Here is a 13,965-nt window from a genome sequence, read left to right as displayed (position 1 = left end):
CTCAGCTCGCGCTGGAGCGTGCCCCGCGCCCGAGGAGTGCCAACACCACCAGTGCCAGTGCGCACAGGAAGGGAAAGGCGGGTGCCAGGAAAGGCCCGAACGCGAAGAGCTCCACCAAGGCCACCTCGCCCGCCAACACCTCTGGTGCTCCGGGTTCCAGAGTGAGGGAAGTGTGTCCCTGCACTCGCCCGAGCGCATCCCCCACGGAGCTGACGCCAGTGCTCGCCGCGCGCACCAGATCTCTCCGCGTCTCCACGCTGCGCAGCGTGGCCAGAGCGAGCGCCTGGTACGGCGCGTCCCCATCCCCAAACCAGGCATGATTGGCCAGGGTGACGAGGAGGTTGGGCCCCTGGCGCACCAGCGGATAGACGGCGCTGGGGAGGATGTCCTCGTAGCAGACGAGGGGAGCGATCCGCAGGGAGCCGCTCACCAGCAGGCGTGGTTCTGTCCCCGGCTCGATGTCCGGTGAGTCCGGCAGCCGCGCACGCACCCGTTGCGCCCAGGCGGGGAAGCGATCTGCGAAGGGCACGTATTCGCCGAAGGGGAAGAGCCGGCGCTTGTCGGACAGCCCGGTGATGCGGCCATCCGGCGAGGCCAGGACGGCACTGTTGTGAACGAGCGCGCCACCGAAGGTGTGGCTGAGCGCGCCGAAGAGGAGCGTCCCCGAGAAGCCGGGCCGCAGCTCCCAGGGGTGCCCAGGCGCGTACTCTCGGGTGAGCTGCCGATCGAAGAGGTAGGGGAAGGCGGACTCGGGCCACACCACCAGCTCGGCGCCGCCGCGCGCCAGCTCGTGGGTGGCCTGACGCAGGGTGGCCAGGTACTGCTCACCCCGGTGCTTGCGATCCTCGGCGGTGACGGTGCCGGAGTTGGGTTGGACGATGCCCACCCGCACCTTGGGCGCTGCCTCGCGCGCTGCCGCCACGTGCATGGCCCGCAGCAGCCCGGCGGTTACCACCGCGAGCACCACCCCGCACGCCACTCGTACCGGCCGGGGGAGGGGATGCCCATGCCGGAGGGCCAGCCCAGCCTCCAGGAGGGTGAGGTTGATGAGCACCACCAGCGCGGAGACCGCGGGCGCGCCGCCGAACTCGGCTACCTGCAACAGCGGCCACGCTCGCCACACGGTGACGGCCAGGTTCCAGGGGAAGAGGAAGGGCAGCACGCTTTCCGCCACCGCCACCGCCAGCGGCAGCGAGACGAGCCAGGGCACGCGGGCGGAGCGCGTGAGGAAGGTGCCCAGCCCCGCCCAGAGGGAGAAGACACTGGCCTGGTAGGCGGCGAGCAACAGCAGCGCCAGCACGCGGGCCCACGCCGGCAGGTGGCCGAAGCGGTCGAGCAGCATGTAGCCCCAGCGGAAGCCGATGAGGTTGATGGCGAAGCCGCACAGCCAGGCGGGCGCCAGGGCCTGCATCGGTGTGGCGTTGCGCAGTCCCAGCAGGAGGGGCACCAGCGCCACCAGCGCCAGTGGCCATAGGTCCATGGGTGGCGCCGCTAGCGCGAGGAGCGCGGCGGAGAGCAGGGCCTGGAGGATGAGCGTGCGCTGGTGCGCGGGGGCCTGCGCCTCTTCGGCCTGGGTAGTGACGGGCGGGGTCTGCTCTGCGAGCTCCACCTCGAGCTTCTGGCGGCGTCGCTGGGCCGCTGCCTTCTTCCTGCTCATGGTGCCTGGCGCTCCTCCACCTGGGGACGGCGCCCGCGCTCCGGGTCCACCTCGATGGGGGGCGGAATGGAGGGATCTGGCGGCGAGGGCGTGGAGGGCAGGGCCAGCGGCTTCGTCCACTGCGGCGGGTGGGCCGGATCTGGCATGAGCGCGGGGAGCACTACCCGGGCCGGAGGCGCCTCGGGCACCTGGCTCGGCGTGGTCGTCTCCGGGGGCTGGCCGGGCTGGGCGGATGGTGAGCGCTCCGCCTGCCTCGGGAGGGGCTCTTCCCGGGCGGACACCGTCACGACGGGCGCGGGGCCGGCCACGTCGGTGAGGGGAGCGGTGGGCTCGGGGGTGTGCCGCGGCGGCTCCTGGAGCTCCGACACCACCACTGCGATGGCCAGCACGAGCAAGGCGGCGGCCACCAGCAGAAAGCGCTTCTTCATCGCGTCGTCATCTCCCTGGGCAGTGGCGGTCCCATCCTAGCGCAAGGCCCGAAGGCCTCTCCGGGGGGAGCCGTTCTCTGGTGAAACGTTCACCCTAAGTGAATCTACTTATACTATGATTTTCCTATTCTCCAGGAGGAGTCATGAAGAACCGTCTTCTGGGTGCGCCGGTCTCTTGCGTGCTCGCACTGATGGCCGGGCTTGTGGGGGGGCCGGTGTTGGCGGAGGCGCCCTCGAACCAGACCCCGTCGGTGGACACGTACTACGGGGCGTTCTCTGCCTCGGAGCCGATCGCCGTCCCGGCCTTCCACGGACTGGAGCCCTCACTGAGGCTCACCTACAGCTCGGCGGGAGGCAGCGGTGTGGCGGGCGTGGGTTGGAGCCTGGAGGGGTTCTCCACCCTCGTTCGGGCCAGTCCCGGCAAGGGCGTGCCCCGTTATGACGGAGCGGACCTGTTCGTGCTGGACGGGCAGGAGCTGGTGGCGTGCACGGCGGGCAGCCCGAGCCCGAGCTGCACCACGGGAGGTACGCACGCCACCCGCATCGAGAGCTACCAGCGAATCAAGTACGACGCCGCGGCCAACACCTGGACGATATGGAGCAAGGATGGGACGCGCAGGAACTACGCGCCGCTCTTCCAGACCTCGCATGGCACCTACCGCTGGGGTGTGAGCAGCGTGGCGGACACGTCCGGCAACACCGTCAGCTATGGCTGGTGGTGTGACGGCAGCCCGGCCCTGGACTGCTACCCGGACAGTGTCAGCTACAACGGCACGGTGGTGCGCCTGTACCGGGAGGCGCGGCCGGATGTCTCCACCTTCGCCAACGGCTCCAACGCGTTGGGCACGACCCGGTACCGGCTCAAGAGCATTCTGGTCACGGCCGCTGGTCCGGTCTCCATCCGGGCCTATGCGCTGACGTATGCGGCCGGTAGCACCGGGCGCTCGTTGCTCGCGGGAGTCCGGCAGTATGGCCGGGACGTGGTCATCGACGGGGCGGGCACCATCACCGGTGGCACCGCCCTGCCGGCCACCGGCTTTGGCTACTCGGGCGGCTCCGTGTCCTTCCAGTACGGATTCGAGGGGCCGGCCTACTCGGATGTCTCGGGATGGGGCGCCCAGGAGCATTACTCCACCCTCCAGTACCCGGACGTGAACGGAGACGGGAAGGCGGACCTGTGCGCTCGGCACAGCGGTGGCATCCAGTGCTACTTCGGCACGGGCTCCGGCTTCGTCTACGGCTTCGAGGGTCCTCGCTGGGCGAGTGCAAGCGGTTGGCACGCTCCTCAGTACAACTCCACCATCCAGTACCCGGACCTCGACGGTGACGGGAAGGCGGACATCTGCGCCCGGCACAGCGGAGGTATCGAGTGCTGGCGCAGTACGGGCACCAGCTTCGTGTATGCCTTCAGCGGGCCGGCGTACACGGACGCCTCGGGATGGGGCGCTCAGGAGCATTACTCCACCATCCGTTTCCCCGACATCAACGGTGATGGGAAGGCGGACATGTGCGCCCGGCACAGCGGTGGCATCCAGTGTCACTTCGGCACGGGCACCGGCTTCGTCTACGGCTTCGAAGGTCCCGGCTGGGCGAGCTCGAGTGGCTGGCACGCCCCCCAGTACAACTCCACCATCCAGTACCCGGACCTCAACGGTGATGGGAAGGCGGACATCTGTGCCCGGCACAGCGGAGGTATCGAGTGCTGGCGCAGTACGGGCACCAGCTTCGTGTATGCCTTCAGCGGGCCGGCGTACACGGACGCCTCGGGATGGGGTGCCCAGGAGCACTACTCCACCATCCGCTTCCCCGACATCAACGGTGATGGGAAGGCGGACCTGTGCGCCCGGCACAGCGGCGGCATCCAGTGTCACTTCGGCACGGGCACCAGCTTCGTCTACGGCTTCGAAGGTCCCGGCTGGGCGAGCGCCCATGGTTGGAGCGCGGCGGAGCACAACGCCACCATCCAGTACCCGGACATCAACGGTGATGGGAGATCGGATATCTGCGCCCGGCACAGCGGTGGAATGCAGTGCTACCGCAGCACGGGCAATGGCTTCGTGTACGCCTTCGACGGGCCTGCCTACTCCTCCGCGAGCGGCTGGAGTGCGGCACAGCATTACTCGACGATCCAGACCCCCGACATCGACGGTGACGGCAAGGCGGATCTCTGTGCCCGGCACAGCGGCGGAGTCCAGTGCCACCGGAGCCCTGCGGATGGTCTGGAGTTGATGACCTCGGTCCGCAACGCCATGGGGGGCAGCACCACGGTGCAGTACAAGCCTTCTTCGGCCTGGTCCAACACGTACCTGCCATTGGGAGCGGTGCTGCAGACGGTCTCGTCCGTTACGGCGAGTGATGGGCGCGGTGCTTCCTCCACCACGGCTTACAGCTACCAGGGAGGGTTGTGGTCGAGCAGCGAGAGGAGGTTCCTGGGGTTCCGCAAGGTGACGTCGGTGCTGGACGCGGCGGGAAACTACACGGAGACGTACTACCACCAGCACGTGGGGTGCATCAGCAAGCCGGAGGTCACCTACTACCGGAATGCCTCGGGGAGCCTCTTCAAGTACTCCACGTTTGGGTATTCGGAGAGCGCATCGGCGCCCTTCACGTCGTTGATGACGGAGCGGTGGGAGTACGAGTGCAACCTGTCGGCGTCGTGCCGCAGGACGCTGCTGCAGATTGGGTATGACCAGTACGGCAACGGCTACCTGACGTACGAGCACGGGGACTACGACGCGGCGGGAGATGAGCGGACCTCATTGAGAGGGCTGTACCCCAACACGGGAGCGTACGTGGTGGGGCTGCATGCGTACGAGAACATCTACGCGGGCGTTGGGACGAGCGGCACGCTGCTGAAGCAGACGCTGAGCGAGTACGACGGAAACGGGACGTACGCGGCGGCGCCGACGAAGGGGAGGTTGACGAGGCAGAGGGCGTGGAACAACCAGACGGGAGGGTACGTCAACCGGAGCTTCGGGTACGACGCGTGGGGAAACCTGACGTCGGAGACAGACGAGCGTGGCTACACCCGGACGATGGAGTACGACGCCACGTACCACGTGCGGGAGACGAGACGGTGCAACGCGTTGGGCCAGTGCTCGACGAAGACGTGGGACGCGGCACAGGGACTGGTGAAGTCGCAGACGGACATCAACGGCAACGTCACCACGTACACGCACGATGCGCTGGGAAGGCCGGTGAGCACACTGCTGCCGGACGGAAGCACGGAGACGTTCGCGTACCTGGACTGGGGAAACCCCGGGGCGCAGAGGATTCGGCGCACGCTGTCGGACGGAACGGCGGACGGGCTGTGGATGGAGGTGTACGAGGACGGGCTGGGGAGACAGTACAGGACGGTGAAGGAGGGGGGCTACGCCCAGGAGACGCTCTACAGCGATGGCTCCACGAGGGTGTGGAAGAAGTCGGCGCAGTACGGCCCGGGAGAGACGCCGCGCTACCAGGTGTTCTCCTTCGACGGACTGGGACGGCTGCGAACCATCACCAACCCGGACGGGACCCTGGGCCAGAGGGTGTATGGCAATGGGTACGTCACCAGCTACGACGAGCTGAACCGGGAGAAGGTGGTGTGGACGGATGCCTACGGGCAGACGACACAGGTGCGAGAGAAGAACGGCAGCACGTACCAGTACACGACGTACAAGTACGACTTGCTGGGCAACCTGGTGAGGGTGACGGACGCGGCGGGCAACGCGACGACGGTGAGCTGGGACTCGCTGGGACGAAAGCTGGCGGGGTGCGACCCGGACACGGGGTGCAGCAGCTACACGTATGACGAGGCGGGCCACATCCTCACGTACCGTGATGCCAAGGGACAGGTGAGCAGCTTCACCTACGATGTGCTCGGACGGAGGCTCACGAAGACGCTGGCGGACGGAAAGCAGGTGCGGTGGACGTACGACGAGGCGGGACACGGGGCGGGGAAGGGGACACTGACGAGCGTGATGGAGCCGTCTGGCAGCGAGTCGCGCAACTACGACAGTGCCGGGCGTGTGACGTCGCTGACGAAGTGCGTGACGGGTGTTTGCTACACCAGCAGTCAGAGCTACGACGTGGCGGGCCGCCTGGCCCGGGTGACGTACCCGGACGGGGAGGCGGTGACGTATGGCTATGACACGGCGGGCCGGCTGGGCAGCGTGAGTGGCTATGTCAACGCCTTCACCTACAACGGGCGTGGACAACTCCTGACTGCTGCTTACGCCAACGGCACCACGGCGCGCTTCACGTACTCGGACGTGCGGCAGTGGATGACGGAAGCGTCGGTGACGGGCCCCGAGGGGACGCTGTACCAGGCCGGGTACGGTTACGACGCGGGAGGACGGGTGACGAGCATGTCCTCGGCCACCAACTCGTTGTCCAACCTGGGCTATGGGTATGACGCCCTCAACCGCCTTACGAGCGTGACGGGCAACCAGTCACAGGCCTTCAGCTACGACGCGCTGGGCAACATCACCTGGAACTCGCAGGTGGGGAACTACCAGTACGCGGATGGGACGCACCGGCATGCGGCGACGGTGGCGGGAGGAAACACGTACACGTACGACGCCAACGGGCACCTGGTGTCCGGAGGAGGGAGGACGCTGACGTGGGACGCGGACAACCGGTTGGCGAGTGTCACCACGGCCAGCGGCACCACCGCCTTCGCCTATGACGCCACGGGACAGCGAGTGGTGAAGAGCGGCCCCTCGGGCGTGACGCGCTACTTCGGCGCGCTGGTGGAGCTGGGGTCCAGGGGGTTCGCCAAGAACTACTACGCGGGACCGTTGCTGGTGGCTAGACGAGACGCTATCGGCCCCACCTGGTACCACCAGGACCACCTGGGCTCGGTGCGCGCCCTCACCAACCAGGCGGGGCAGAAGGTAGCCAGCTACGACTACTCGGCCTTTGGCGCGACGGTGGCCTCCAGCACCACGGGGGCCCTGGTGGCCAACAGCCGGGGCTACGGCGGACACGAGGTGGACGAGACGGGCCTCGTGTACATGAATGCCCGCTACTACGACCCGCAGCTGGGCCGCTTCATCTCGCCGGACGCGCTGGTGCCGTCCTCGGGCAACCCGCAGGCGCTCAACCGTTACGCGTACGTGTACAACAACCCCATCTCCAACACGGACCCGACGGGACACGTGCCGGTGGTGGCGGCGATTGCCACGGCCGTGAGCGTGGGAGTGGCTACCAGCTTCACCGGGGCGGCCTTCGTCATCTCCGTGGTGGGCGCTGCGACCGTGACAGCGGGCTACGTGCTCAAGGACCCGATGTTGATGAGCATCGGCGGAGTGCTGCTGGGGGCCTCGTCGGCGTATGTGTTTGGAGCGGGATTCCTCGCCGACAAGTTCACAGCACAGGCGGCGTGGGTAGGAGGCTCGGTATCCGCGCTCACCTCACCCGTCAGTCCGTTGGACCCGCAGCTCAAGCAAGCCATTGGTCTGGCCTACACGGCGCAGAGTCTCTTCCATGAGTTCAAACACATGGACGAGAACATCCGGACGGGGGCGGACCAGATGAGGGAGAGGCTGACGGAGCAGGACAGGGCGACAATCCTGGCGCAGAAGCAGGGGAAGCTGGACGGACTGACGGATGCGAACCGGGCGCTGAGGGACAACCCGAGCGCCTGGAAGCCGTGGCAGAGGCAGTACGGAGAGGCGATGGAGCGCATGACGCAGGGTGCTCTCTCCGCGGGAGAGGCCATTGCGCTCAACCCGAGCGGAGGACTGGTGGGGCCGGGAGACGGGTGGATGACGCAGGCGTTGGAAGTCACCACCGGGTGGATTCCGGGAGTGAAGGCCCACGGCGTGCTGCATGACGCGGCGGGCTTCCTGGCTGGCAGGGACGGCTTCGGGGTGGGCCCCGGGTACCTGTACCTGGGCTACAACTTCTTCGGCATGTCGAAGACGTTGCCCATCGCCGGCCAGGTGGAAGGAATTGCCGGTACGGGTGGCAACTCCGTCTCCGCCATCTTCCCTCGTCTGTTCTGAGTAACGGTTAGGTGGTGGGCCCCTCCCGCCGCAGGGGGGCCTGCCCGCTTCGAGTTCAGCGGCACCTGTTGCTGGAGAAGCCATGAGCAATCGATATCCCGGCTCGCAGTCGTGGGCCTTCCTATTACTGACCGGGCTGGTGGGTGGGTCTGCGCTCGCCGAGTCTTCCTCGAATCAATCCGCGTTGGTGGACACGTATTACGGAGCGTTCTCCACCGCGGAGCCGATCGCTGTCCCCATCTTCCATGGGCTGGAGCCGTCGCTGCGACTCTCCTACAGCTCGGCGGGAGGAGGCGGCGCGGCGGGCGTCGGCTGGGGCCTGGAGGGCTTCTCCACCGTTGGACGGGCCAGCTCCGGCAAGGGCGTGCCACGTTATGACGGCAGCGACCTCTTCCTGCTGGACGGGCAGGAGTTGGGGGCGTGCACGGCGGGCAGTCCCAGCCCGAGCTGCACCACGGGTGGCACGCATGCCACCCGTATCGAGAGCTACCAGCGAATCAAGTTCGATGCCGCGGCCAACACCTGGACGGTGTGGCGCAAGGACGGCACGCGCCAGGCCTACGTGCCGCTCTTCCAGACTGCCCACGGCACCTACCGCTGGGGTGTGAGCAGCGTGACGGACACGTCCGGCAACACCGTCAACTATGGCTGGTGGTGTGACGGCAGCCCGGTGCAAGAGTGCTACCCGGACAGCATCAGCTACAACGGCACGCTCGTGAAGCTGTACCGCGAGGCGCGGCCCGATCCGGTCACCTATGGCACTGGCTCCAACATCCTGGGCGCCACCTGGTACCGGCTCAAGACGGTAGATGTGACGACGAGTGGCCGCCGTGTACGGGCCTATCAACTCACGTACACCACGAGCTCCAGCTCCGGGCGCTCGCTCCTGCAGAGCGTGCGGCAGTACGGGAGTGACGCCACGCTGGATGGCGCTGGCACGGTGACGGGCGGCTCGAGCATGCCCGCCACAACACTCGAGTACCAGACGAGCCCGGGTGGCCTCGCCTCCAGTGCCTGGATGACGGACGCCGACCAGATGGACGCCGATAGCTACGACTACGTCGTCACCGGGGACTTCAACGGGGATGGGCGCACGGACATTGCCCAAACCCGCCCGCGCTGGAACGCCTGGAAGGTGCGCCTGTCCACGGGCAATGGCTTCACCAGCCTCCACTGGGGCACGGATGCCGACCTGATGGACGCCGATGGCAACAACTACGTCATCACCGGGGACTTCAACGGAGATGGCAAGACGGACATCGCTCACACCCGTCCCGCCTGGAATGGCTGGAGGATGCGCCTGTCCACGGGCAATGGCTTCACCAGCAGCGCCTGGATGACGGATGTCGACCAGATGGACTCCGATGGCAACAACTACGTCGTCACCGGGGATTTCAACGGGGATGGCAAGACGGACATCGCCCATACCCGTCCGCGCTGGAACGCCTGGAAGGTGCGCCTGTCCACGGGCAATGGCTTCACCAGCCTCCACTGGGGCACGGATATCGACCAGCTGGAGACCGATGGCCACAACCGCGTCGTCACGGGGGACTTCAACGGGGATGGCAAGACGGACATCGCCTATACCCGCCCCCGCTGGAACGCCTGGAAGGTGCGCCTGTCCACGGGCAATGGCTTCAGCAGTCTCCACTGGGGCACGGATATCGACCAGCTGGAGACCGATGGCCACAACCGCGTCGTCACCGGGGATTTCAATGGCGATGGCAAGACGGACATTGCTCATACCCGTCCGCGCTGGAACGCCTGGAAGGTGCGCCTGTCCACGGGCAATGGCTTCACCAGTCTCCACTGGGGCACGGATATCGACCAGATGGAGACCGATGGCTACAACTACGTCCGCACCGGGGACTTCAACGGGGATGGCAAGACGGACATCGCCCATACCCGCCCGCGCTGGAACGCCTGGAAGGTACGCCTGTCCACGGGTAATGGCTTCAACAGCCTCCACTGGGGCACCGACGCGGACATCATGGACGCGGACTCCTACAACCATGTCATTGCGGGCGACCTGGATGGGGATGGCAAGACGGATCTGGCCCATACCCGGCCGTGGTGGAATGGCTGGAGGACTCGCCTGTCCAGTGGCCCGCTCCCGGATCTGCTGAGCGTGGTGCGCAACAGCCTGGGCGGGGTGACTCGCGTGCAGTACAGCTCCTCGAGCGCCTGGTCCAACACGTACCTGCCCGAGGGCTTCATCTTGCAGACGGTCTCGGCCGTCACGCAGGAGGATGGCCGCGGTGCCTCCTCCACCACCCGCTATCAGTACCAGGGAGGGTTGTGGTCGAGCAGCGAGAGGAGGTTCCTGGGATTCCGCAAGGTGACGTCGGTGCTGGACGCGGCGGGAAACTACACGGAGACGTACTACCACCAGCACGTCGGCTGCATCAGCAAGCCAGAGGTCACCTACTACCGGAGCGCCTCTGGCGGCATCTTCAAGTACTCCACGTTTGGGTATTCGGAGAGTGTGTCGGCGCCCTTCACGTCGCTGATGACGGAGCGGTGGGAGTACGAGTGCAACCTGTCGGCCTCGTGCCGTAGGACGCTGCTGCAGATTGGGTATGACCAGTACGGCAACGGCTACCTGACGTACGAACATGGGGACTACGACGTCGCGGGAGATGAGCGGACCTCATTGAGAGGGCTCTATCCCAACACGGGTGCGTACGTGATGGGGCTGCATGCGTATGAGAACATCTACGCGGGCGTTGGGACGAGCGGCACGCTGCTGAAGCAGACCCTGAATGAGTACGATGGCAGTGGGACGTACGCAGCAGCGCCCTCGCGTGGGTTGCTGACACGGCAGCGGAACTGGAACAACCAGACGGGAGGGTACGTCAACCGGAGCTTCGGGTACGACGCGTGGGGAAACCTGACGTCGGAGACGGACGAGCGTGGCTACACCCGGACGATGGAGTACGACGCCACGTACCGCGTGCAGGAGACGAGGCTCTGCAATGCGTTGGGTCAGTGCTCGACGAAGGTTTGGGACGGTGTGTTGGGGCTGGTGAAGTCGCAGACGGACATCAACGGCAACGTCACCACGTACACGCACGACGCCTTGGGAAGGCCGGTGGGGACGCAGTTGCCGAATGGGAGCACGGAGACGTTTGCCTATCTGGACTGGGGAAACCCCGGGGCACAGAGAGTCCGGCGCACGGTGTCGGACGGGACGGGGGACGGGCTGTGGATGGAGGTGTATGAGGACGGGCTGGGCCGGCAATACAAGAAGGTGAAGGAGGGGGGCTTCGTCGAGGAGTCGCTCTACAGCGACGGCTCCATGAGGGTGTGGAAGAAGTCGGCGCAGTACGGCCCGGGCGAGACACCGCGCTACCAGGTGTTCTCTTTCGACGGACTGGGGAGGCTGCGCACCATCACCAACCCGGACGGGACCCTGGGCCAGAGGGTGTATGGCAATGGGTACGTCACCAGCTACGACGAGCTGAACCGGGAGAAGGTGGTGTGGACGGATGCCTACGGGCAGACGACGCAGGTGAGGGAGAAGAACGGGAGCACGTACCAGTACACGACGTACAAGTACGACTTGCTGGGCAACCTGGTGAGGGTGACGGACGCTGCGGGCAATGCGACGACGGTGAGCTGGGACTCGCTGGGACGAAAGCTGGCGGGGTGTGACCCGGACACGGGGTGCAGCAGCTACACGTACGACGAGGCGGGCCACATCCTCACGTACCGTGACGCCAAGGGACAGGTGAGCAGCTTCACCTACGATGTGCTCGGACGGCGGCTCACGAAGACGCTGGCGGACGGAAAGCAGGTGCGGTGGACGTACGACGAGGCGGGACACGGGGCAGGGAAGGGGACACTGACGAGCGTGGTGGAGCCGTCGGGAAGCGAGTCGCGCAACTACGACAGCGCCGGGCGGGTGACGTCGCTGACGAAGTGTGTGACGGGTGTTTGCTACACCAGCAGTCAGAGCTACGACGTGGCAGGCCGCCTGGCCCGGGTGACGTACCCGGATGGGGAGGCGGTGACGTATGGCTATGACACGGTGGGCCGGCTCGGCAGCGTGAGTGGCTACGTCAACGCCTTCACGTACAACGGACGTGGACAACTCCTGACGGCTGCCTACGCCAATGGCACCACGGCGCGCTTCACGTACGCGGACGCGAGGCAGTGGATGACGGAGGCGTCCGTGACAGGCCCCTCCGGCACGTTGTACCAGGCCAGCTACGGGTACGACGCCGGGGGACGGGTGACGAGCACGTCCTCGGCCACCAACCCACTGTCCAACCTGGGCTATGGGTATGACGCGCTCAACCGGCTCACCAGTGTGTCAGGTAACCAGTCGCAAGCCTTCAGCTACGACGCGCTGGGCAACATCACCTGGAACTCGCAGGTGGGGAACTACCAGTACGCGGATGGGACGCACCGGCACGCGGCGACGGTGGCGGGAGGCAACACGTACACGTACGACGTCAACGGGCACCTGGTGTCCGGAGGAGGGAGGACGCTGACGTGGGACGCGGACAACCGGTTGGCGAGTGTCACCACGGCCAGTGGCACCACCGCCTTCGCCTATGACGCCACGGGACAGCGAGTGGTGAAGAGCGGCCCCTCGGGCGTGACGCGCTACTTCGGAGCGCTGGTGGAGTTGGGGTCGAAGGGACTCACCAAGCACTACTACGCGGGCCCGTTGCTGGTGGCCAAGCGCGACGCAGCCGGCCCCACCTGGTACCACCAGGACCACCTGGGCTCGGTGCGGGCACTGACCAACCAGTCCGGGCAGAAGGTGGCCAGCTACGACTACTCGGCGTTTGGCGCGACACTGGCCTCCAGTTCCTCGGTGGCCAACAGCCGAGGCTATGGCGGACACGAGGTGGACGATACGGGCCTCGTCTACATGAATGCCCGCTACTACGACCCGCAGTTGGGTCGCTTCATCTCGCCGGACGCGCTGGTGCCGTCTTCGGGGAACCCGCAGGCGCTCAACCGCTATGCGTACGTGTACAACAACCCCATCTCCAACACGGACCCGACGGGACACGTGCCAGTGGTTGCGGCGATTGCCACGGCTGTGAGCGTGGGAGTGGCCACCGGCTTCACCGGAGCCGCCTTCGTCATCTCCGTCGTGGGCGCTGCGACCGTGACGGCGGGCTACGTGCTCAAGGACCCGACGCTGATGAGCATCGGCGGAGTGCTGCTGGGGGCCTCATCCGCGTATGTGTTTGGAGCCGGATTCCTGGGAGACAAGCTCACTGCTCAGGCGGCATGGGCAGGAGGCACCGTCTCGTCGCTCACCTCACCTGTCAGTCCGCTGGATTCCAATCTCAAGCAGGCCATTGGCTGGGCCTACACTGCGCAGAGCCTCTTCTACGAGTTCAAGCACTTGGATGAGAACATCAAGAAGGGAGCGGAGAAGCTGCGCGAGAAGTTCTCCGACCAGGAACTAAGGGCGCTCGAGGCCCAGAGGGACGCCCTGGTGAAGGAAGGCAAGCTGGTGGCGGCCGAGCGGTCCACGTGGAAGCCGTGGCAGAAGCAGTACGGCGAGGCGATGGAGATTGCCACGGGAGGTGCGCTGAAGGCAGGAGAGGCCATTGCGCTCAACCCCACGGGAGGCCTGGTGGGGCCCGACGGAGGTCTCCTCACGCAGGTGCTGGACGTGGCCACCGGTTGGATTCCCGGAGTGAGGGCGCACGGCGTACTGCACGACGCGGGAGGCTTCCTGGTGAACAACTTCAAGATCGGCCCTGGCTACCTGTACGTAGGCCCCGCTGGTTCGGCCACGTACAACTTCCTGGGCTTGAAGAACACCTTCCCGGGCGCCGGGCAGGTGGAGGGCCTGACCGGCACGGGAGGCCAGTCCGTCTCCGCGCTCTTCCCGCGTCTGTTCTGAGTAGCTGTCAGGGGG

The 13,965-nt window shown here is 66.5% G+C and carries 4 protein-coding genes; 2 read left to right on the top strand and 2 right to left on the bottom strand.

All coding sequences use genetic code 11. From position 1 onward, the window contains the following. Window position 1 precedes the first annotated feature (1 nt). On the bottom strand, window positions 2-1,657 hold the full coding sequence (gene lnt / locus OV287_RS39175) for an apolipoprotein N-acyltransferase (RefSeq protein ID WP_267539149.1): 1,656 nt from the start codon (window positions 1,655-1,657) through the stop codon (window positions 2-4). Beyond that, window positions 1,654-2,085 (bottom strand): hypothetical protein, encoded by a 432-nt coding sequence (locus OV287_RS39170; RefSeq protein ID WP_267539148.1) that lies wholly within the window; start codon window positions 2,083-2,085, stop codon window positions 1,654-1,656. Before OV287_RS39170 ends, lnt begins: the two co-directional genes overlap by 4 nt. 143 nt (window positions 2,086-2,228) lie before the next feature. On the opposite strand from OV287_RS39170, the gene OV287_RS39165 reads away from it, so the two are divergent. After that, the gene (locus OV287_RS39165) at window positions 2,229-8,075 is read left to right on the top strand and encodes an FG-GAP-like repeat-containing protein (protein ID WP_267539147.1); all 5,847 of its coding nucleotides are present in this window, start codon (window positions 2,229-2,231) and stop codon (window positions 8,073-8,075) included. A gap of 82 nt (window positions 8,076-8,157) precedes the next feature. Next, on the top strand, window positions 8,158-13,950 hold the full coding sequence (locus OV287_RS39160) for an FG-GAP-like repeat-containing protein (protein ID WP_267539146.1): 5,793 nt from the start codon (window positions 8,158-8,160) through the stop codon (window positions 13,948-13,950). Window positions 13,951-13,965 lie beyond the last annotated feature (15 nt).

Origin of the sequence: Archangium lansingense (genome assembly GCF_026626635.1) — a bacterium.
Classification (GTDB): Bacteria; Myxococcota; Myxococcia; order Myxococcales; family Myxococcaceae; genus Archangium; species Archangium lansingense.
This window is presented reverse-complemented; position numbering and strand designations above follow the sequence as displayed.

Coding starts and splice junctions, on each gene's coding strand:
- lnt (WP_267539149.1), bottom strand. CDS start 1,657: ATGAGCAGGAAGAAGGCAGCGGCCCAGCGACGCCGCCAGAAGCTCGAG.
- OV287_RS39170 (WP_267539148.1), bottom strand. CDS start 2,085: ATGAAGAAGCGCTTTCTGCTGGTGGCCGCCGCCTTGCTCGTGCTGGCC.
- OV287_RS39165 (WP_267539147.1), top strand. CDS start 2,229: ATGAAGAACCGTCTTCTGGGTGCGCCGGTCTCTTGCGTGCTCGCACTG.
- OV287_RS39160 (WP_267539146.1), top strand. CDS start 8,158: ATGAGCAATCGATATCCCGGCTCGCAGTCGTGGGCCTTCCTATTACTG.